The following is a 21,707-nucleotide window of genomic DNA, read 5'->3' on the forward strand; positions in this document are numbered from 1 at the left end:
TATGGACGGCACATGCCTTCGGCACATCGCCTTGATCATCCTGTGCGTCGCGGCGGCCATTGCGCCGATCCGCGCTGCCGAGGAAACGCCGCGCGTCACGGCGCTCGATGTCGAGACCCTGCGCCATAAGCAAGAACTACAACAGCGCGCCCGCGACCTGGCCCGCGAGCTGGTCTCGGGCATTCTCGACCTGCAGTTGCAGCAACTGGAAGAAAACGGCCTCGACACGCTGCCGCTGTTCCGCGACATCCGGCAAATGCGGGCCAACATCGACGGGTTGATCGAAGCCGAGATGAACGAGGTGGTTGCGCTCTTGGTGCGCGCCCAGGACGAACAAGCGACCGACCGCGAGAAATCATTCGTGGCCGCGCGACAGAAGATCCGCGACATCGTCGTCCGGTTGTCGGTCGAACGGCAGAATCTGCTTCGCCGGCTCAAGACGGCGGAACTGGCGGCCCAGGTCAAGCGACTGCTTGCCGTCGAAGGGGTGGTCCTCGACGCCACGACCGCACTGACCGAGCAAGGTGGCGCGCGGCAAGAAGCGACGCTGCTCTCGGCCGTTCAGGACCAGCGCGATGCCAAGGCCCTCTACTTGCGGCTGCTCGAAGTCTTGCAAGACGTGCGAGGCTGGGGGGGCGAAGTGGGTCACGGGGCAGCCGAGGGGCTGATGCTCCTCAAGGCCGCGAACACTGGCGAGTCGGTCGATGCCGCGGTCCAGACCATGGACGCCGCCCAATTCACCGCCGCGCGACAACACGTCACGGCGGTGATTCGCAGCTTGAGCGTGCTGCTCGAAAAGATCGAGCACACCCAAGGGCTGGTCGGCGCCGATCGCGAAGCGGCGCTCGAAATGGTCCGAGCCCTGAAAGAGCGACAAGAACAACTACGTGAAAAAACCCGCAACGAGACGCTCGACGATCCGTCGATCGAGCAGTTGGTCCAGCAACAAGCGGGCATTCAGAAGGATCTGGGGCGATTGGCCTCGCTGGTCAATGACAAGCCGACCGCCACGCCATTCGTCGAACAGGCGACGGCCGCCGCGTACCAGGCGTCGGGCATGATCTTCGACAGCCGACGTCCCGACGCCCTGGCCGAGCAAGGCAAAGTGCTGGGTAATCTCGCGGCGATCGAGGAACAACTGCAATCGGCCGCGGAACAAGATCGGGTCGACAAAAGCGCCGACGAATGGAAACAGTTGATTGCCGCGCTGGAGCAAGCCGGCAAACAAGCCGAACAGGCCAAACAGCAAACCCACGCCGCCGTGACGAAGCACGCGGCCGAGCAGCCCGACGTGGACAAGCATCTAGATCGCGCGGCCGAAGCGGTGGCGCGCCCGGCTCAGCCCGAGAACTTGCCGGCCATGCAAGTCGCCCAGCTCGACGCCGTGGCCACGGCCGCGCGCGACGCGAGTGCGATGGTCAACGATCCGGAAGCGGCCCCCGAAAGCGCGAAGCAAGCGATTGAGCAAGCCCGCCGCGCCGCCGATCAGGCCGCCGCTGAAATCGCCACGCAACTGGCCGACGCTCGCCGGCGGCGCTTGGCCGTCGAGGCCGGCGAGTTGGCTCGGGCTTCCGAAGTGGCTGAGCGCGCGGTGGCCTCGGCGCGGCGCTTGGCCGAGCCCATCACCGAGTCCGATAACAAGCAAGTCGCCGCCGCGCGCGAAGCCGAGCAACAGGCGCTAGGTCAAGTTTTGGGAGAGTTGGCCGAAGGCCTACGTGGTCAGTCGCCGCAAGTGGCCGATCAGGTTGAGCAGGCTCGCCAGCAGGTCGCCGGACCAAAGCCCAATGCCCAGGCGGCCGTCGAGCCGCTGGCCAAAAGCGCCGCCCAGCTTCGTCAACAGGTAGCCGCTCGCGCTGGCGAACTCGATCGCGAAGCCCGCAAGCAGCTCGAAGCTCTGGCGCCGGTGCGCGCGGCCGTTGATGCCGCCGCCAAAGAGGAAGGCAAGTCGCTGACCGAGCGGATGCAGCGGCTGGCCGAGGCCGATCAAAAGCTGGCCCAAGCGGCCGTCGAACAGCAACGAGCGTCAGGCCGCCAGGAAGCCGCGGCGGGGCTGGAGTTGATGGACCAGTTGGCCGACGCCGGGCGGCAACAGCGTGAAGCCGCCCGGGCCGCCGAGGACGTGGCCAAGGGACGCACGGCAACTCCTCTCGAAGCCACGCTGCGACAACAACGCGTGGCCGAAAGCCTGGCCAAGCTGCTGGAAGGCGCGCCGGCGAAGCCTGATACATCGGCAAAGCCTGACGGAGCCGCGAAACCTGAGGAAGGGGCCAAGCCTGACGTACCCGCGACCGAAGCCGAGTCGCCGCTGGCCGAAGTTCGCGCCGCGCAGCAGATGGCGGCCGCCGCAGCCCGGCAAACTCTGGACGGCAACGCGCACGCGGCCGAGGAATCGCGCCATGAGGCCGAACGACACTTGAACAAGGCCGCCGAGCAAGCCGCCAAACAAGCCGAGCGGGCCGGCAAGGCTCCAGGTGGCGCGTTCGATATGGCGGCACAACGTCGTGTCGAACAAATGGCCGGCGAAGCCAAAGAGCTAACGACACAGGACGCGCCATTGGCGACGAAACCAATTGAACGCGCGCAAAGCGGCAGCCAGCGTGCAGGCGAGCATCTGGAGCAAGGCCGCCCGGAAGACACGATTGAATCACAACAGCAGACGGCCGAGGCGATAGAAGAAGCGCGTCGCCAGATCGCCGCTGCGCGCAAGAAGCTGGCGAGTGAGCAGGCCGAGCAGATGCAATCGACCAGCAAGCAATTGGCCGCGTTGGCCGAACAAAGCGGCAAGGTCGACGCCCCGGCGGCGGCTTCGTTGGAAGCGGCGGCCACAGCGGCCAAGAACGCCGCCGAGCATCCCGCGCCCGAAAGCCAACCGAACGAAGCGGCTGAGCGCGAGATCGATCGATCGCACGAGCGTGCCTCGGCCAGCCTGGCCGCTCGGCAGCAGCGATTGTCGCAAGACATGTGGCTGGCCCAGTCGATGAAGAACGCCACCAGCCAGCAACAAGACGCAGCCAAGATGCTCGATCGGTTGCGACAGAACGCGGCTCAACAAAAGGCCGCGGCCGACGCCAAGCAAACGCCGAAACAGTCGGCCGCACAGCGCCGTCAGCAAGCCAACGCGATGGAATCGTTCGCCCAGGCGCAGACCACGATTGGCCAGGCGGCCGAAGACGTCTCGGGACAAAGCGAGATTTCCAACGAGGCGCTGCGCAAGGCGCTGCAAGACGCCCAGGGCTTAAGCGGCGACGAGCCAACCATGACTGCTGACGATGCCGACCGGCAAACGTCGAACCAGGCCGCGGCCCCTAACGCGGAGAATGGCACGTCGGGGCAAGCGAAAGCCGCCCAGCCATCGGCCAATGGCGCGCCGGCCGGCAACTCGCCGGCGGCGATGGGGACCAAGTTCATTCCGCAATCGCCCGACGTCACGGCCCAACAAGTCGCCGGCGCGACCAAGGCCGCGGCTGCTGACGAGGCCTCGGCCATGGCGGCCAACAACTCGGGCGAAGGAGAAACCGCAGATAGTTCCGATGGCGCGCAAGGGACAGCGTCGTCATCAACCGCGGCTTCGGGCCAGGGGGAGAACGCCGAGGGAACGAACTCGTCGGGAGGCAACAGCCAGTCGGGCGCGTCGGCCCAGGCCAAGCCGACCGGCTTGTCAAAGGACGACCGGGCGGCCGCGGCTCGGGCGTTCCGCGAAGAACCGTGGGTGGCCAAATTGCCGCCGTCGCTGCGCGACGCGATTCGGGCGCAATCACAACGGCCGGCGCCGCGGGCCTACCAGGAACGGCTGCGAAGGTATTATGAGAGCTTGGAGTGAGTTTGATACTCGCTGCCGTTTCGCACTGTCGAACAAGCCACCAGTGGCACCCCGCAGTGGGTGCGGGCGAACAGCGAGCAAGCCAATAAGCATCGTGATCGACAACGGGAGAACTGTCTGTGTCTGAAATGTTGACGGAACAAGATGACATTGCCGCGGTACAGGCTTGCGAAAAGATGTACCAGCGCATCCGGCAAGAACTCGGCAAGAGCATTGTCGGCCAGGATGAAGTGATCGAGCAAGTGCTGGTCTCGATCTTCGCCCGCGGCCACGCGCTGCTCGAAGGGGTGCCGGGGCTGGCCAAGACACTGCTGGTAAACTCGCTGGCCCAGGTGCTCGACCTGACGTTCAAGCGCATTCAGTTCACGCCCGACCTGATGCCCAGCGACGTGACCGGCACCGACATCATTCAAGAGAACTCGGTCACGCGGACGCGCGAGTACCAGTTCCTGCCGGGTCCGTTGTTCGCCAACATGATCCTGGCCGACGAAATCAATCGCACGCCGCCGAAAACGCAGGCCGCGATGCTCGAAGCCATGCAAGAACGGCAGATCACCGTCGGCAACAAGGTGCATATCCTGCCGTCGCCGTTCTTCGTGCTGGCCACGCAGAACCCGTTGGAGCAGGAAGGAACCTATCCGTTGCCCGAGGCGCAGCTCGACCGGTTCTTGCTCTACATCCGCTTGCAATACCCCAGCGGCGCCGACGAGTGGGAGATCGCGCGGCGCGTGACCGGCGGCAGCCTGAAGCCGCTCGAACCGGTCGCTTCGGCCGATGAGATCCTGGCCGTGCAAGAGCTGGTGACGCGCGTGCCGATCAGCGATCATGTACTCGGGTTCGCCTGGGCACTGGTCCGCGCCTCGCGCCCCACCATGCCCGAGGCCCCTGACTTTGTGAACCAATGGGTCAGTTGGGGGGCCGGGCCACGCGGCTTGCTGACGTTGGTTTCGTGCGCCAAGGCGCGGGCGGTGCTGTACGGTCGCTATCACGCCACGGTCGGCGACGTGCAGGCAATGGCGCGGCCGGCGCTGCGACATCGGCTGGCGACCAACTATGCCGCCCAGGCCGCCGGCGTGAACGTCGAGCAGATCATCGAGACGCTGATGGAAGCGGTCCCCGCTTCGCGCACCTACGAGCGACCCGCGGAGTAGTGCGACGATGTCGGCGACTGTCTTATCGCGCTATCTCGATGCCGACGTGCTGAGCCGCATCGCCAACCGGCGGATCGAGCCGCGGGGGTTGGTGCTGGGGAACCTGGCGGGCTCGCATCGCTCGCCGCTGGCAGGGTTTGCCGTCGAGTTCGCCGGGCATCGCGAGTACGTGCGCGGCGACGATCCGCGGCACATCGATTGGCGGCTCTTTTATCGCCGCGACAAGTACTTCATCAAACAGTACGAGATGGAGACCAACCTGGTCTGCCATCTGCTGCTGGACCATAGCGCATCAATGCGCTATGGCGAAGGCGACGAGCAAAAGCTGCGCTACGCGGCCCGTTTGGTGGCGACGCTGGGACACGCGATTGCCCAGCAGCGCGACAAGGTCTCGCTTGGCACGTTCGACGAACGTGTGACGGGGCACGTGCCGCCGGGCAACTCGATGGCTCAGATCGTGCGGATGACCGAGCACCTCGATCGGAGCGAACCAAAACAAAAGACGCGGCTGGCCGAAAGCCTGGTCGAACTCTGCCAGCGCACCGGACGGCGCGAGATCGTGATAATCTTCAGCGACTTCTTCGGCGACCTGGCCGCGCTGGAACCGGTGCTACAGCGATACCGCTTTCAACAACACGAAGTGGTGCTGTTCCAGGTGATGCACCACGATGAGCTGCACTTCGAATTCGAGGGAATGGTCAAGTTTATCGGCCTGGAAGCGGCCGACGAGATGCTGACCCAACCCGAGGAATTACGACGCAGTTACCTGCAAGCGATGCAGCGGTTCAACACGCAACTCGATGAACTGTGCCGGCGTAATCGGATCGAGCGAGTGCTAGTCGACACGCGGCGCGAACTGGCTGGGGTGCTGATCGATTATCTGAACCAGCGCGCCGGCCTGCGCCGGCATTGAAAGCGACGCTACTCCGAGTCGAGCATCTTGATATTCGGGCAAAGCTCGTTCAGTTCGCGTTGCATGTGGCGGGTGATTTCGATTGTGGTGCGCATCTTCAGCACGCGCTCGACCGTCTTTTGCGCCCGCTCGACCGTCAGGTGGCTGAACAGTTCCTTAATCATCGGCACAAAGGCCGGGCTGATGCTGTAGCTGCGCAGGCCCATGCCGAACAGCAACACGGCGGCCCGGGGCATGGCGGCGATTTCGCCACACAACGTGACCGGCGTGCCGCGCCGGCCACACGCGCCGATGACGTGCGCCAACGTCCGCATCACGGCCGGGCTCATCGGCTGGCACAGATGGCTCACCTTGGGGTTGTCCCGGTCGGCGGCCATCAGATACTGAACCAGGTCGTTGCTGCCGATCGAGACGAAATCGACGTCGTCCAGCATGGTCTCGATGGCCACGGCCGCGGCGGGCACTTCGACCATCATGCCGATCGGCACCTTGGCGAACGGCTTCCCCTCGGTGGTCAGTTGCTTGCAGGCCTTGTTCACCATGCCGTGAATCTTGCGCAGCTCTTCCACCATGGTGATCATGGGGAACATCATCTGCACTTGCTTGCGCCGGCTTCCATCTTCGGCGGCGGCGCGGAGAATGGCCCGGATTTGCGTCAAAAAAAACTCGGGGTGCTCGAATGACAATCGAATCGAGCGCCAGCCCATGAACGGGTTGGCCTCGCGATTGTGCCCCAGGTAGGGAATCGCCTTGTCGCCCCCCAGATCGAGCGTGCGAATCGTCACCTTGCGGTTCGGACTGGCGGCGATGATCTTGCGATAGGCGTCGAGCTGCTCTTCCTCGTCGGGCACGTCGGCGTGGGTCAGAAACAGATACTCGGTGCGATAGAGCCCCACGCCCGACGCGCCCATTCGCCGCGCGGCCTGGGCATCGGACAGGTTGCTGATATTGGCCAATAACTGCACTTTTTGACCGTCGGCGGAAATACACTTTGCCGAGCAGTTTGCCGCCAGGGTCTCGCGCAGGTTCGCCACGTCGCGCTGCATGGCTCGATAAACCAGCAATGTCTCGTAGTCGGGGTTGACCAGCACGCGCCCTTCGCGGCCATCGACGACGACCGTGTCGCCCGTGGTGATCGATTGCAAAATATCCGGCACGCCCGACACCGCCGGAATGCCGCGGCTGCGCGCTAGAATCGCCGCGTGGCTGGTGCGGCCTCCGGCCTGGGTGACAATGCCAGCCACGTCGCGCTTGCCCAAGGTCAGCACGTGCGACGGCACCAATTCGCCAGCAATCAGGATCACCGCCCCGTCAATCGCCAGCTTGCTCGGCTTCAGTGCCGCGCTCAGGTGGCCGGTGATGCGAATGATCACATCGCGCACGTCGGACAGGCGCTCTTGCCAAAACTCGTCGTGCGAGCGCGCGAACAGGGCCGAGTATTCTTCCAGGACGCGGCGCAAGGCCGCCTGGGCCGACAGGTGATCCTCGCTGACGGCGGCGCGCACCTTGGCGGCCAGCGCGGGGTCGCGGAGGATTGATTCTTGCAAGCGAAAGATCGCCGCCTCGTCCGAACCGACTTGCGACTCGACCTTGCTGCGCAGGGCGACCAGATCGGCGGCGGTCTTTTCACAGGCCTGCTCGTAGCGTTGCAGTTCCTGGTGGACGTGCGCTGGCTCGACCGTCTCGGCCTCGTTCGGCACGAAGACTTCGTGAATGCAGTAGGCGCTGCCGACCGCCACGCCGGGCGAGACGGCCAATCCTTGGTGGGTTTTGCCGCTCAAGCGCGCCGCGCGTGTGGCGACGGGCCTTGTTTTCTCGGTGGCCTCGTTGCTTCCTCGCCGCGGCCGAGGGTTTGCTGCCATGAGTCCTGGGATCCCCACATCCAGCGACCGATCGAGGCATCGGCGATGCCTCGCGAACCATAGCGGCCACGTCATTGCGACGCGCCGGTTCCGAGTGCCTTTTTACCCGGACAGCCCTTAAGCCGCAATTCGTCGCGGTTGCTCCGCGGCCGACAATTCGCCGGAAGTCGTGTGCATGTCCAGAACATCGTTTAAGTCGACTGCGCGCGGAGTCGCACGCCCCATTCGCCACAAGAGGGGGAGCGCGGCCAGGCGCGCCACGCTGCTGGCGGCGAACAACGCCAGATAAACCACAACCGACTTCCCCCACACGGCCAGTGTCGCGGCGCCGACCAGCGAGCCCACGACCGTGGCCAAGGCGTGGGCGAAATAAAAGCGCGTGAGCACGCTCGTTCGCTCTTCAGGAGCAATCGCTTCGAGGAACAACAGCGCCATCGCCAATTCATACGCCCCCCAAGCCACGCCCACCACCAATTGCAAGCCGATCAGAAACGCAAAGCGATCGGAAATGAGCCACGCCGCCGACAGCGGCGCAATGCCAACGCCGCCGAGCCACAGCAAGCGCTCCGCGCCAAAGCGGCGCGCGAACTGCCCCAGCAGCGGCAACGAGATGATCCGTCCCACCCAGGCCGCGCCGACGATCGTCACATATTCGATGTACGACAAGCTCAAGTGGTTGAGCATGTAGGGATTAAAGTACGGCCCGGAGATTTGCACGGCGCATTGCACGGCCAGGAGATAAAGCAGCAGCGCTCCGTCGTGACCGCTGCGCAAGCGCGCGCCCAACTCGGCCAGCGGCACATGACGCTCGGTGGCGATCGGCCGGCGCGGCTCGCTTTGCAGATACAGGAATGTGGCCGAGGCAAATCGGCTGGCCGCGGCCAAGGCGAAGATCAGCGCGAACATCGGCAACAGCATGTCGTGGGCTTTGCCCGCCTGGAGCGAAAAGCCCGCGACGAGAAAAGCGACTAGCAAGGCCGCCTGTCCGATATGCGTGCGCCGCGCAAAGTAGAGCGCGCGCAACCGTGAGGGAATCACGGCCCCCATCCAAGTGTTCCAGGCCGGCGACGACGAGAGCCCGGCGCCCCAATAGACCGCCACGGTGCCAAACACCAGCCACAGCGGCAACCACCCGGCCAGTGCCGCCACGACCAACACCGGAAACGTCGCCGCCTGTAACGTCACGCACAGAACGATCCACCGGCGATGCGTGCCGAGCAACCGCAAGCCGCACGGGGCCAGTAACTGAGCGGCCGCGCCGATCAAGAGCGGAATCGTGGCAATCAGCCCGGCGGCGACTTCACCCAAGCCAGCCGCCAGCGCGAACGCCGGCAGGTACTGCTCGCCCAAGCCGACCATCAGGTTGTACGCGGCTGAGTCCCCCATGCTGGCGCGCAAGTCCGCGCGGCAGCTCGTGGCAGCCGGTTTATCAGCCAGGGTGGGCCGAGTTGCGGTGGGGCAAGAAGTCGCGTGTCGTATCAAGTCGCAGCGGAGTTTCGGTCAGGAGGGATGGGGCGGATGACTACCCCAGGGGCGGTCGACCAGCGGCCGCGCGGAACACGCTAGCAACTGGCCGGATTTCTGAAGAGGGGCGAACTATAACAAGGCGTCGGGGACGCGCTAAGGGCGGCTGGCCTCTTGATGCTGGCAGCGCGTGCGAATAGATTGCGGCATTCACCGCTTGTCGCACTAACTTCTCAGCCTCCATCGGATTACCGCTCGCCATGAAAGCCATTGCCGTCCGCGCCGGAAAGCCCAACACCGTTCACCTGGCCGAGTTGCCCAAGCCCAAGGTCAGCGACATTCCCGGCGGCCGGGGCGTGCTGGTGCGAGTGCTCAAGGTGGGGGTCGACGCCACCGACCGCGAGATCAACGAGGCCAAGTACGGCAACGCTCCGCCGGGTTACGACTTTCTGGTTCTGGGGCACGAGTGCTTCGGCGTCGTGGCCGAGGTCGGGCCGAACGTCCACCATGTGAAGCCGGGAGACTATGTCACCGCCACGGTTCGCCGACCGGGCAAGTCGATCTACGACGTGATCGGCACCTGTGACATGACCAGCGAAGAGACTTACTACGAGCGCGGCATCAATCTGCTGCACGGCTTTCTGACCGAATACTTCGTCGACGATGCCGAGTACATCGTTAAGATGCCGCAAGGGATGAAGCACCTGCACGTGCTAGCCGAGCCGATGAGCTGTGCCGCCAAGGCCGTTCATCAAGCCTACGAAGTGCAACGCCGACTCAAGGTCTGGCGTCCGCAAACAGCGTTCGTCATGGGAGCCGGACAGATCGGGCTGCTGACGACCTTGATCCTGCGGCTGCGCGGGTTGAAGACGTTCACGCTAGCGCGCACACCGGGCCCGACGTTGCCCTCGTCGATTGTCGAAGGGATGGGAGGGACTTACGTCAGCACCGGCCAGACGACCCCGCAGCAATTAGCCGAAAAGGTGGGCAAGCCGGACCTGATTGTCGACGCCACTGGCAGCAGCGCGATTGCGTTTGGCGCGATGCAGATTCTGGGCCTGAACGGCGTGCTGGTATTCACCAGCGTCACCGGCGGCCAAAACAAGGTCGAAGTGCCGGCCGACAAGTTGAACCTGGAATGGGTGCTGGGGAACAAACTGCTGCTGGGAAGCGTGAACGCGAATCGCGAGCACTTCGAGATGGGCATTCGCGATCTGGCGATGGCCGAGATGACCTGGCCGGGCGTCGTGCAGCGAATCCTGACCCATCCGGTCCACGGGCTCGACAACTACCAGCAGATGATGCAGTTGCTGGTCGACAACCGGGCGCAAGGAGCCTTGAAGGTCTACGTTGACGTGGCGGATGAGTAATTCAGATTGTCGTGACTTCGAGTGGGGCCTTTACACCTCTCCCTTTAAGGGAGAGGTCGCGAACGGAGTGAGCGGGTGAGGGTAAAAGCGTTGCAAGCCGATTGGCTTTGCACTCGGTTGACTTGAGCTGAGTCTTGTCGTTTTTGATCGGCAACGTCTTTACCCTCCCCCTTACCCCTCCCTGAAAGGGAGGGGTGTTCGCGTCTAATGCTGGCGAAGTTCTTTCTCGACTTCGGTTGCCTCCAGTGTTGGTGAGTGCGAAAAAAACCGCCAACCATTGTCAATTCCAGTTCGGCCCCGCGCCTTCGTCGGGGGGCGGTTCGCCGCCGGCCCATTCTTCGAGCGCTTCGAGCAGCTTGTCTCGTTCCTCGACGTTGGCCCAGACCGCCTCGCCTTGTTCCAAGCGAATCTCGTAGTATCCTTCGCGCTGGCAGTCTTCCTCGCCACAGTAGTGGGGCGTGGCCGCCACCCACATTACGCGATAGAGGGGGACGTGCTTATCATCGACGACTATGAAGACACTCGACATGGACCTTGAACTCCTGAACTGACAACAGCGTGGACTACGATTGGCCATCGATCGGCTTGACAGCCGCCGACGCCACCACGCCGAACAACCATGTTCGACGCTGGTTGATTCCTTGGATTACGATTTGTTGGCGGCGGCTTGTCCCAATTCTTTCGATCGATTCGTGGCCGCGGTCACCGCTTCGATCAATGCCGAGCGGATGCCGCGCTGTTCGAGCACAGCCAAACCGGCGATGGTCGTGCCGCCGGGGCTGGCGACTTGATCTTTCAAGGCGCCGGGATGCTCGCCTGTGGCCAGGACCATCTGTGCCGCGCCCAGCAGCGTCTGCGCCGCCAGCCCCTGGGCGACCGCGCGCGGCAACCCGCAACGCACGCCCCCATCGGCCAGCGCCTCGATCATCAACATGGCGTAGGCGGGGCCTGAACCCGACAGCCCGGTCACCACGTCGAGCAAGCCTTCGTCCAGTTGGTAGGCCCGACCGACCGATTCGAGCAGTTTGGCGACCAGCGCCGCGTCGTCCTTCGTCGCGTTCGGCCCCAGGCAATAGGCGCTCGCCCCCTGGCCCACCAGGCACGGCGTGTTGGACATCACGCGCACCAATCGTGGCTCACTACCCAAACCGGCCGACAACACTCGCAACGGCACGCCGGCCGCCACCGAGATGACCAGATGCCGGTTACCGATGTGCGGCTTGATCTCGGCCAGGACCGACGCCATGTGCTGCGGCTTGACGGCCAGGAAGATGATCTGGGCCGCGTTGACCAGGGCCCCGTTGCTGGTGGCAATCTGGGCGCCGGTCGTGGCTTTGAACTGGTCAGCAGCCGAGGGGTAGCTATCGCTCCCCAGCATCTGGGCCGGGGTAAGCAGGCCGGCCTCGACGAAGCCGCGCGCCAGGGCCGTGGCCATCCGGCCGGTGCCGATAAAGCCGCAAGTTGTTTTGTCCATTGGAAAAGCGTCGATCTAGCGAGTGTCGGCACGGGCCGCCGGACGGGCGGTCTATTGCCATGCTAAGCCAAAGGTCGGTCGACGACAATTGGCCTCGACGGAGCCCGGCGGTTTTGCGACACTCCGCTGCCCAAAATCGGGCGCAAATTGCGCTTTTTCCACCAAGGGAATCGGCCATGAGGAACATCGTAGGCAGACTGTGCATCGGTCTGGGGCTGTTGGCTGGCGGCGCGTCGTCGGCGTTGGCGACCGAGCCGATCGGCTATCAGACAACGCCGTTCTGGAAGCGAGCCCTGATGCCGTGGACCACGACCACCTCGTCAACGCCGGTAGCCATCTCGAAGCTGAAGGGGAAGCCGACGCTCAATGGGCGACCGTTGTGGACGCCGACCAGCCAGCCGACGAACTTGACCCAGAACTTGTCCACCGGCAGCAAGAAGATCGCACAAGGGACATTCGACGCGGTCACGCTTAAGCCGCTGCGGTCCAAGATTGGCACCTCGCCCACGCCGAAATACGCCGTCGTGCGTCAGGAAAAGAAACCTGGGCTGTTCGGCTCGATGTTCAAGCCGACGCCGGCTCCGACGCCGCGCACGATGGGCGAGTGGATGGCGCTGGACCGCCCCAAGATGTAAGCCGGGAGCGATTATCGATGCCACGCATCAATTCAGGCTCGCTGCCCGCGCACGCGGCGCGAAACCTGTCAGCGCTCGTCTGCTTGGGACTTGTGACCGGTACGATCCTTTCGGCGGGTTGCGCCAAGTCGTGGCTCGGCTCGAGCGATCGTCCTGGCATGTCAGCGCCGTGGCGTTGGCTGGATCGCGAGGAAGCCGCGCGGCGCGCCATGCGCGAGAAAGTGGCCGACGATCCGTTCCCCTCAGCCGAAGCGCAGGGGATCACCCGGGGTGATTCAACGACCGCGAAGGCCAATCGCTGATCAATCGGCCAGCAGCGTCTGCAACGCCTGGTAAGCCGGACGCGGCTCGCCGATCTTCCCATCGGCCGAGATTGGCACGAACCCCGTCAACGTGTCCTGGGCGTTCAGATCGTCGAGTAGATCGGCCCAAAACACTTTTCGCTCGGGATGACCGACAACCAGGCTGGCGAACAGCTTGCTGACAACCTGGGCCTGGCCATCTTCCCCCTCGTATTTCGCGTCGAGCTGCGCCGAGCGATTGGCGGCGTAGTTGAACTCGGTGATCCAGACCGGCATGTCGGCCAGTTGCAACTCGCGCATCGCTTCGTCGATTTGCTGCTTGTTGATTTGGACGTATTGCTCGAACGCGCTTCGGCTTCCTTCGGCGGCGACATTCAAGTCGGCGCCGTGTAATTGAAAATTAGCAACATGAAACGGCAGCTTGGCGAGCGTGTTGCGGTATTGCTGGACCAGGTCGCGCGTCCACTTGATCTGCCGCACGATGCGACCGCTGGAACTCCCCAGCACGACTTTGGCCTTGGGGTCGGTCGATATGATCGCGGCCGAGGCGCGGTCGAGCAGTTGTGGATACTTCAACGCCCCCTGGCTGTCGCGAACTTCGTCCAAGTCGGGCTCGCAGCCGATTTCCCAATGATGGACGTCGGCCTTGTAACGCTCGACCAGCTTCATAACAAACTGCGGATAGCGCCCTTTCTCGTCGGCCAAATCCTTGGGCAGGCCCGACGTCCGGCCGCTGTCGCTGGCCCAAACCGGCACGCCGTCGATCACCCACAACAGATTGACGCCATGCTCGCGAGCAGCGGACACGACGGCGTCGGCGATGTCCCAACTCGGCTTGTCGCGCTCGCGCTCAATACGGTCCCAGCCGATACAGACGCGCGACCAGTGGACGCCCAGTCGCCCCAGCAGACCAAACTTCTTGTTGATTTGCTGCTTTTGCCATTCGAGGCCCTTGTCGGTCGACATGGCAAAGACCGTGCTCAGTTCGACCCCCACGCCCAGTTGCTCGCGTAACTGGGCCTTGACCACCTGGGCATCAGGGGCGGCATTGCCGGCCTGGCGCAGGTAATACCATAGCCCCCATGCGCCACCGCCACACACCACCCAAATCAGGGTGCTGGTCAGCGCAATCTGGGTGCGGGTCATCCGTGCGCGTTTACGCCTTGCTGAACGAGACTCTGACATGAAACTTCCTGACCGCGTATCGCGTTCAAACCGTGGTTTACTATCGTTATCAACGCCGCAATGGAGCTAATGGTGCAGTCCGGGCTTGACGAAATGGGCAGATTCCGTGCCAAGTCGTTCGACGGCGTTGGCAATCGTTTCCATCGCATCATCCTGATGGACCATCGCGCGAACTCGCTCGCACGCCTGGGCCACCGCCGAGGAATCGAGCATCTCTCCCAGCAGCCTGGCCGCACGCGCGCCGGTGAAGCGGCGCTGGTCGATGCCGCGTCCGCAGTTCAGCCGCTCGAGCCGCATCACGTTGTCGAACTGGTCAAAGCTCATGGTCATGGCCAGTTGCGGCACCCCGGCGGCGAACCCCTGGGACATGCTGCCTATCCCCCCGTGATGGACCACCGCCGCCACACGCGGTAGCAGCCAGCCAAACGGCACAAAGTCGAAATGCTTCACTCCATCGGGCAATTTCGCGGGTATTTGTTCGGGAAACCGTGTTAGCAACAAACCCCGGCGTCCCAGCCGGCGACAGGCGTCGCAAGCCGCCGCGAAGAACTCGCGACCGTGCAGGTTGGCCGAGCCGGGCGTGAAGACGATCGGCTTGGAACCGGCGCTCAGATAACTGAGCAGTTCGCTGCTCGGTTCGACCAGGTCTCCCTCGTCATATAATGGAAACCCGGTCAGGACGGTTTGTGTCGGCCAATCGGGTTGCTTGGCGCCGAACCATTCGGGAAACAGCGCCAGCACCAACTGGGGCGAGTGCCACCATCGGCCCATGATGCCCCGCGCCGGAGCCAGACCATACCGGCCACGAATCGCGTTGATCTTTGAGCCCAGAACGCGATCGATGATCAGCCGGTCGGCCAGCCAGAATTGCAGCCGCTTCAGCGGCGCCGGCAGCCAAGTCGGCAGGAACATGCCCGGCAGCCTGACCTCGGCATGAATCGTCCGGAACAACGACGGGGACAGATGCACCGTGGCCAAGGGAAGCCCGGCCACTTCCTGGGCGACGCGGGCCCCCATCGCCAGGCTCGACGCCACGATCACCGTCTCGCCCGGAACCGCGTGGGCCAGGACCGCCTGGAACTGGGCTTCGATCGTCTCGGCGACCATGTCCATCACGAACCGTGGCCCGCGGTAGCGATGCCACAGTTCTGGCCGATTGATCGATTCGCGAAAGTCCCACTCCGGGGCCGGATCGACAAAGTCGAGCCCCGCCTGCCGGGCCAGCGGCTCAAAGTGGCCACTGGTCATCAACGTGACACGATGCCCGCGTGCGGCCAATGTGCGGCCGATGCCGACAAATGGATGCACATCGCCGGCGCTACCCACCGTGGTTAACAGAAAGTGCATACCGTCGACTGCCCTCAGCGGACACTGCGTCTGGGGCCTCGCCACCGAGGCCTCTCGAACCAGATTCTTGTATTAGTGATCTTAAACGATGCTGCATTCTTCGCACTAGTTCCGATGGGGTTCATGCGCCCCATGAACTGAATTAGAATGAGAATCGAGTGAAATCCACTGCGTCAATTTGCCGGACCTCGCGCCAATTTTATTTTTCTCGTTACGATGATTAGCCGCCTATGAAACTCCTCAAAGTCGCGGCTGCGGTTCTGAATCAAACACCCTTCGATTGGGCCGGCAATAAACTTCGCATAGTCGACGCCATTGCCGAGGCGCGCCAGCAAGGGGCCACGATGCTTTGCTTGCCCGAACTGTGCATTACCGGCTATGGCTGCGAAGACGCTTTTCATTCACCGGGCCTCCAGGCCACAGCGCTCGACGTGTTGCAGGAAATCCTTCCTGCCACGCGAGGAATGATCGTATCGCTGGGGTTGCCGCTCGAATTCCAGCACAGCTTGTTTAACGTGGCGTGTCTGGCTGTCGATGGCCAGATTGCCGGTCTAGTCGCCAAACGCTACCTTGCCGGCGACGGCATCCATTACGAGCCCCGCTGGTTCAAACCCTGGCCGGCCGGGCAGCGCGCCGAGGTTTCGATCGGCGACCGGACGTATCCACTGGGGGACATCTCGTTCCAGATTGGCGGCGTCAAGATCGGCTTTGAAATCTGCGAAGACGCCTGGGTCGCCAGCCGCCGCGGCAGCGAGTCGGTATTGCACGGCGTGGACATCATTCTGAACCCTAGCGCCAGCCACTTCGCCTTTGGCAAGCACGCCGTCCGGCAACGGTTTGTGCTCGAAGGTTCGCGGGCGTTCGGCGTCAGCTACGTCTATAGCAACCTGCTGGGAAATGAAAGCGGCCGAATCATTTATGACGGCGGCGCGTTGATCGCCTCGGGCGGACAGTTGCGCGCCGCGGGCCCGCGCTTCTCGTTCGCCGACTACGTCGTGACCAGCGCCCAAATCGACATTTACGAAACCCGCCTGCAGCGCAGCCGCAGCGGCAGCTTTCAGCCCAGCTTTCGCGCCGACGAATCGACGGTTGACGTGCCGTTCGAGTTTCCGGCGCTCGATCCGGCTGTCGAGCCGCAAGCGGCAACCTGGGAAAGCAGCCCGCACCTGAAAGAGGAAGAGTTCGCCCGGGCGATCAGTCTGGCGCTGTTCGATTATCTGCGCAAGAGTCGCTCGCACGGCTTTGTCGTGTCGATCAGCGGCGGCGCCGACTCGGCCGCGGTGTCGTGTCTGGTCGCGTTGGCAGTGGCCTTCGGGGTCAAAGAGCTGTCGCTGGCTGGCTTTCTGGCCAAGCTCGGCTATCTGCGGCGGGTGCAATCGGCCGGGACCGAGCGCGAAATCGTCGGCCAGTTGCTGAGTTGCGTCTATCAATCGACCGAGAACAGCGGCCCGGTCACCCTGAACGCGGCCCGTGGCGTCGCGACGGCGATCGGGGCCGAGTTCCTTCAGTTCGATGTCGACCGGTTGGCGAAAGAATACGTGCAGATGGTGTCGGCGGCGGTTGGGCGACCGTTGACGTGGGAGCAAGACGATCTGGCGCTACAGAACATCCAGGCCCGGGTTCGCTCGCCCGGGGTGTGGATGCTGGCCAATTTGCGCGGGGCGTTGTTACTTTCGACCAGCAACCGCTCCGAAGCGGCCGTCGGTTACGCCACGATGGACGGCGACACGTCGGGAGGCCTGAGCCCGATTGCCGGCATCGACAAGGCCTTCCTGCGGCACTGGCTCCGCTGGCTCGAGCGCCACGGGCCGCAAGGGGTTGGCCCAATTCCCGCCCTGGCGGCGGTCAACGACCAGGCCCCGACGGCGGAGTTGCGCCCGTCGAGCCAGAAGCAAACCGACGAGCAGGATCTGATGCCGTACGACCTGCTCGACGCGGTCGAGCGCGCCGCCATTCGCGACAAGTTAATGCCGCTCGAGGTGCTGCTGCGTATGCGGTCGCAGTTCCCGCAGCACACGCTGATGAAACTCGGCGGTTGGGTCGAGCGGTTCTTCCGCCTCTGGTGTCGCAACCAGTGGAAACGCGAACGCTATGCCCCCAGCTTCCACGTCGATGATGAAAACCTGGACCCCAAAACCTGGTGCCGGTTCCCGATTCTATCGGGCGGCTTCGAGCGCGAACTAGCCGAGCTGCGCGAGTACGTTAAGAAGCAAAGCGGCGAGTGACGGTGGCCATCACTCATCGTTTCGCGTTGATCGTTTCTCGTTTTCCCGTAACGACCAGATACCACGCTTTGCCGCTCGGGCTTCGGCCTCGGCCTTGCGATAGCGAGTCTTGAATGCCTGAGCATACTGGTAATGCGGCTCCCAGCGGGCCAGCCCGGCCCGGACCAGTTCCTCGTTCAGCAACTTGTCACCAACCCAAACATGGGCCAGCCAGCGGCCATACTGGTCGGTTCGCTCGCGATCGAACTCAAGGCGCACCACATGCCCATCGACAAACCGATGGGTGAAGGCGCTCGCCTCGGGACCGAACGGCTCGACCGGCCAGTCGGGCTTCACGCTTTCCGGGGCGTTCACACCGATCAGGCGGACCCGAGCGTGGTTCTTGAGCTTGAGCGTGTCGCCATCAATGACACGATCGACCTCGAACTCAGCCGCCGGATGAGCCGGCACCACCGGGCTGGGGGCGTCTTCGACCGGCGGGCCGCTTTGCGAGGCGAACCAGACGATCGCCAGCACGACGGCAACCCACAGACCATATTGCCAGCTCAATCGCCGCCGCGGCGGAGGCCCCGGCCAGGTGATGGTCATCAGGAGTGATTTCCGCAAGAATCGTGGCGACCGGGGCGCACCGCCGACGGTTGCTAGGGAACGCCCGCCGCGGGGCTGATCGCCGTTAGGCAACGGCTGGATCGATCCGCATGTTTAGCGAAAATGGGGGTGGCTGACAATCGGTCGCCGGTGTAGAGGATGAATAAACGAGGAACCGCCCGATGAACGACACCGAATCACTGGTTTACCTCTCGCGGCACGGCGAGACCGCCTGGTCGCTGACCGGTCAGCACACTGGCCTGACCGATTTGCCGTTGACCGAACGCGGCCAGCGGAACGCCGTGGCCCTGGGTCAGCGGCTCAAGGGGCTGCAGGTCGCGCGCGTCTTTGTCAGCCCATTGCAGCGAGCGCGCCAGACGTGCGAGTTGGCAGGCTTTGGCCATGTGGCGGAGGTCGATCCTGACCTGGTCGAATGGCATTACGGCGATTACGAGGGGCTGACCACCGCCCAAATTCACGCCCAGCGCCCAGATTGGCGAATCTTTCGCGATGGCTGCCCCGGCGGCGAGTCGGTGGCCGACGTGTGCGCCCGGGCCGAGCGCGTGGTGACGAAGCTGCGGGCAATCGACAAGTGCGTGCTGCTGTTTTCGAGCGGGCACTTCTTGGAGATGTTCACGATCCGCTGGCTCGACCTGCCGGCCGACGCGGCGACGCATCTGTTCTTGGACACGGCGTCGATGAGCATCGTCGGCTATCACCGGACGAAGACCAACCCCGTGTTGCGGCTATGGAACTGCCGCAAACATGTCGCGGGGGCCGACTGATCGGCGTCGCGTCGGAAAACCAAGGCAGCTTGCCGCACGATGGCGGCGGCCGACTAGTTTTTGCTGAAATCGAACTTATCCGACGTCTTGCGGCCGAGCGGATTCCTGAGGAAGCGCTTACGGCACTCGGGGCACAGGTCGAAGCGCTTTTGCTGGTAGACGTCGTCGCCGACTTGCGACGAGTCCAGCGTGTCGAGATGTTCGAGCATGTCGCTCAGGTCTTGCAAGTTGTCACGATCGGCGTCGGCATCTTCGTTCTGCACGGGATCGAAGGCCGCGTAGACTTCGATCTTCACCACGTAGCGCAAGTCGTCCTGCGGGTCGAGCGGGCGCTTACAAAGGTCGCACGAGTAATGGATCATGACAACATTCCCCTGGGTCCGAGATAAGGGCCAACCGTCGGCCGCGGCACGTTACCGCTTGTGCTCGCGTTCCAAAGCTTCGCTTTCTCCAACGGTCGACACGCTCTGCAATTCGTCGAGTCTGACATCGGCCGCGAAGCCGAAGGCAACCGACTCGCGTTTGCGCGCGTTCACGGTTCAGTAAGGTTCATGTTAACGGCCCGGCGCATTGCGTCGCAAGGTCTTCCCCGAGGGTTTTGTTTTTTCCGATTTTCCGCTGCGCCGCACGCCGAGAATTGATCTTGACTTTCCTGCGCCGTGAAGCTTCACGCACTGTCGCGACGTTGTTCATGAACCGCGGCGCGCTCGCGACGTCGCAAGGGGCCTACCGGCTTGGGGCCACGATTCATGGCGTGATCGCGCTGCCTGTTCGCCGGGTTCGCGAACATTTGCTGGTGACGAGGGTCATCAGGTAGCTTGGCCCGAATGTCGCGTTCGAGGGCCCCCGATCGGCCCTTGATAGCATCGTCTCCCGGGCGAAAAGCTAGCCATTTGCCGGCCGCGTAGCTAGAATTGAGATGGATTCCTGGTGGAGCTGATTGATCATGAGGGCCGTGTCCCATCACGGTGGCGCTCGCGTCGTAGGAAGATGACGCCGCGTCCGACCGGCGGGCCCGGCGATCGCTAGATCACCACGAGCGAGGAGGTCCGCATGGCGAGTGTTGCAGCGGCTGACGTATTAGGCGCCAGCGTGCTGGTCTTGAATCGGCTGTACATGGCCGTTCACGTTGTCAGCGTTCGTCGTGCCTTTTCGCTTTTGTGTTGTGAGTTGGCCGAGGTCGTTCATCTGGAAGATGAAGGGCAATTCGCCAACTACGATTTCGAGTCGTGGCGCGAAATCAGCGAGCTGCGCGCCCAATTCAAGGAACCGCACCAGGACTGGATTCGCGCGGTTAATTTCGAGATCCAAGTTCCGCGGGTGATTCGCCTGCTGTTCTACGATCGGATCCCCAAGCAAGGGATACGGTTCAATCGCCGCAACATTTTTGCCCGCGACAACAACCGGTGTCAGTACTGCGGCAAGCGGTTTCCGACCAGTGAGCTGAGCCTGGACCACGTGGTGCCGCGCAGCCGCAACGGTGAAACCAGTTGGGAAAACATCGTCTGCAGTTGTGTGAAGTGCAACGTCCGCAAAGGGGGACGCACGCCGCAAGAAGCCGGCATGCACCTGATCAAGCAGCCGGTTAAGCCAAAGCGCAGCCCGCTATTGGCGATGAAACTGGGGAACCCGAAGTACGAAAGCTGGAAGACCTTCCTCGATCATGCGTATTGGTCGGTGGATTTGAAGTAAACGCGGTGCGTGGCGAGAGAGGCGGCGCTGAACTTACACGCCCAGGAGTCTCATTCCCTGGGCTTTTTTGTTGCGCAAGGCGGCAAAAATAGTGCCGAGCGCGTATTCCGCGGAAGCGTGCTCGATGAACGCCTGATGCGTAGCATGGCGCGCTGGCCACAAGGCCCCCGGTCATTGACCGGGGGCTAATGATGAGAGTGCCCAAAGCGCACGAAAGACGGCGCTGTTTGCGCCGCGCGATTCCTACGACTGCCGCCAGCAATTACTGTCGAACAGCAATTGCCGCCGACTAGCCGTTCTGTTCGGGGATCGGCGTCTTCTTCTCGGTGATCACCGGCAACTGCGGTGCCATCTCGGCGTTCAGCGCGGTGAACTCTTTCCACTCTTCAGGAAGGTTGTCTTCGTGGAAAATTGCCTCGACCGGGCACTCGGGCACGCACGCTTCGCAGTCGATGCACTCGTCGGGGTGGATGTACAACATCTGCTCCCCCTCGTAGAAGCATTCGACCGGGCAAACCACCACACAGTCGGTGTACTTGCAAGCGAAGCAAGGTTCGGCAACCACGTGGGTCATAGAGCAATCACTCCTATCACAGGACCAGATGCGGCCTCCCCCAACGGCGGCCGCCATCGATTTGCTTTATAGTCTGTCGGCACAAAGCCGGTAAACTCTTGCGAATGTTAGGCCCACTTGCACTAGCCGTCAAGCAAAGAGTCGCCCCCGATTGCCTGTTCCCACAGCCTCGATCAGCCCCCGTGGTACGGCGCATCGGAAACGGCGATAGAACCCGGGTTTGTCGAGACCGGTTCTCAGGCCGCCAGCAGCACACCGTCGAGCCTTCGGCTGAGCCTGTTGCCCAAACGCAGGTAAGTGTTCAACCACCTCCGGCCCTG

19 protein-coding genes are annotated in these 21,707 nt (G+C 63.3%); 10 read left to right on the forward strand and 9 right to left on the reverse strand.

The features are described from left to right. Position 1 precedes the first annotated feature (1 nt). The 3 genes from JSS27_18225 (at position 2) to JSS27_18235 (ending at position 5,884) form a co-directional block, all read left to right on the forward strand. On the forward strand, positions 2–3,820 hold the full coding sequence (locus JSS27_18225; GenBank protein MBS0210884.1) for a hypothetical protein: 3,819 nt from the start codon (positions 2–4) through the stop codon (positions 3,818–3,820). Positions 3,821–3,948: 128 nt separating this feature from the next. Next, complete coding sequence (locus JSS27_18230) at positions 3,949–4,971, forward strand: MoxR family ATPase (protein ID MBS0210885.1); 1,023 nt, start codon at positions 3,949–3,951, stop codon at positions 4,969–4,971. A gap of 7 nt (positions 4,972–4,978) precedes the next feature. Further along, positions 4,979–5,884: a DUF58 domain-containing protein gene (locus JSS27_18235; GenBank protein ID MBS0210886.1), complete on the forward strand. Its 906-nt coding sequence runs from the start codon at positions 4,979–4,981 to the stop codon at positions 5,882–5,884. 8 nt (positions 5,885–5,892) lie between these two features. Here the strand turns inward: JSS27_18235 and ptsP are convergent, their stop codons facing one another. Both ptsP and JSS27_18245 read right to left on the reverse strand, forming a co-directional pair. Next, positions 5,893–7,746 carry a phosphoenolpyruvate--protein phosphotransferase gene (ptsP, locus tag JSS27_18240; protein ID MBS0210887.1) on the reverse strand — a complete coding sequence of 618 codons (1,854 nt, stop codon included), beginning with the start codon at positions 7,744–7,746 and terminating at the stop codon, positions 5,893–5,895. 117 nt (positions 7,747–7,863) lie between these two features. Next, positions 7,864–9,132: an MFS transporter gene (locus JSS27_18245; GenBank protein ID MBS0210888.1), complete on the reverse strand. Its 1,269-nt coding sequence runs from the start codon at positions 9,130–9,132 to the stop codon at positions 7,864–7,866. A 338-nt stretch (positions 9,133–9,470) separates the two neighbouring features. Here JSS27_18245 and JSS27_18250 point away from each other — a divergent pair, with 338 nt between their 5' ends. Further along, complete coding sequence (locus JSS27_18250; GenBank protein ID MBS0210889.1) at positions 9,471–10,580, forward strand: glucose 1-dehydrogenase; 1,110 nt, start codon at positions 9,471–9,473, stop codon at positions 10,578–10,580. Between the two features lie 280 nt (positions 10,581–10,860). Here the strand turns inward: JSS27_18250 and JSS27_18255 are convergent, their stop codons facing one another. Together JSS27_18255 and proC are read right to left on the reverse strand one after the other, a co-directional pair. Continuing rightward, positions 10,861–11,109, reverse strand: a complete 249-nt coding sequence (locus JSS27_18255; GenBank protein MBS0210890.1) for a hypothetical protein — start codon at positions 11,107–11,109, stop codon at positions 10,861–10,863. A 117-nt stretch (positions 11,110–11,226) separates the two neighbouring features. Then, entirely contained in the window at positions 11,227–12,054 is an 828-nt protein-coding gene (gene proC / locus JSS27_18260; protein MBS0210891.1) for a pyrroline-5-carboxylate reductase, read from the reverse strand. Between the two features lie 176 nt (positions 12,055–12,230). On the opposite strand from proC, the gene JSS27_18265 reads away from it, so the two are divergent. Both JSS27_18265 and JSS27_18270 read left to right on the forward strand, forming a co-directional pair. Beyond that, entirely contained in the window at positions 12,231–12,689 is a 459-nt protein-coding gene (locus tag JSS27_18265) for a hypothetical protein (GenBank protein MBS0210892.1), read from the forward strand. 17 nt (positions 12,690–12,706) lie between these two features. Continuing rightward, positions 12,707–12,991: a hypothetical protein gene (locus JSS27_18270; protein ID MBS0210893.1), complete on the forward strand. Its 285-nt coding sequence runs from the start codon at positions 12,707–12,709 to the stop codon at positions 12,989–12,991. Here the strand turns inward: JSS27_18270 and JSS27_18275 are convergent, their stop codons facing one another. Both JSS27_18275 and JSS27_18280 read right to left on the reverse strand, forming a co-directional pair. Further along, on the reverse strand, positions 12,992–14,137 hold the full coding sequence (locus JSS27_18275) for a hypothetical protein (GenBank protein MBS0210894.1): 1,146 nt from the start codon (positions 14,135–14,137) through the stop codon (positions 12,992–12,994). Between the two features lie 105 nt (positions 14,138–14,242). Next, the gene (locus JSS27_18280; protein MBS0210895.1) at positions 14,243–15,523 is read right to left on the reverse strand and encodes a glycosyltransferase; all 1,281 of its coding nucleotides are present in this window, start codon (positions 15,521–15,523) and stop codon (positions 14,243–14,245) included. Positions 15,524–15,753: 230 nt separating this feature from the next. Here JSS27_18280 and nadE point away from each other — a divergent pair, with 230 nt between their 5' ends. After that, positions 15,754–17,748, forward strand: a complete 1,995-nt coding sequence (gene nadE, locus JSS27_18285; protein ID MBS0210896.1) for an NAD(+) synthase — start codon at positions 15,754–15,756, stop codon at positions 17,746–17,748. 9 nt (positions 17,749–17,757) lie between these two features. On the opposite strand, the gene JSS27_18290 is transcribed toward nadE, so the two are convergent. Beyond that, the gene (locus tag JSS27_18290) at positions 17,758–18,336 is read right to left on the reverse strand and encodes a thermonuclease family protein (protein ID MBS0210897.1); all 579 of its coding nucleotides are present in this window, start codon (positions 18,334–18,336) and stop codon (positions 17,758–17,760) included. Between the two features lie 182 nt (positions 18,337–18,518). Here JSS27_18290 and JSS27_18295 point away from each other — a divergent pair, with 182 nt between their 5' ends. Continuing rightward, a complete protein-coding gene (locus JSS27_18295; GenBank protein ID MBS0210898.1) occupies positions 18,519–19,121 on the forward strand; it encodes a histidine phosphatase family protein in 603 nt (200 codons plus the stop codon). Between the two features lie 53 nt (positions 19,122–19,174). Here JSS27_18295 and JSS27_18300 read toward each other — a convergent pair whose 3' ends face one another. Beyond that, entirely contained in the window at positions 19,175–19,483 is a 309-nt protein-coding gene (locus JSS27_18300; GenBank protein MBS0210899.1) for a hypothetical protein, read from the reverse strand. Between the two features lie 281 nt (positions 19,484–19,764). Between JSS27_18300 and JSS27_18305 the strand changes: the two genes are divergently transcribed. After that, positions 19,765–19,938, forward strand: a complete 174-nt coding sequence (locus JSS27_18305) for a hypothetical protein (protein ID MBS0210900.1) — start codon at positions 19,765–19,767, stop codon at positions 19,936–19,938. 236 nt (positions 19,939–20,174) lie between these two features. Continuing rightward, the gene (locus tag JSS27_18310) at positions 20,175–20,813 is read left to right on the forward strand and encodes an HNH endonuclease (GenBank protein ID MBS0210901.1); all 639 of its coding nucleotides are present in this window, start codon (positions 20,175–20,177) and stop codon (positions 20,811–20,813) included. Between the two features lie 289 nt (positions 20,814–21,102). Here the strand turns inward: JSS27_18310 and JSS27_18315 are convergent, their stop codons facing one another. Next, positions 21,103–21,387, reverse strand: coding sequence for a ferredoxin family protein (locus JSS27_18315; GenBank protein ID MBS0210902.1), 285 nt, complete (start codon positions 21,385–21,387; stop codon positions 21,103–21,105). Between the last annotated feature and the right edge of the window lie 320 nt (positions 21,388–21,707).

The organism is Planctomycetota bacterium, assembly GCA_018242585.1.
In the GTDB taxonomy this organism is placed as follows: Bacteria; Planctomycetota; Planctomycetia; order Pirellulales; family PNKZ01; genus JAFEBQ01.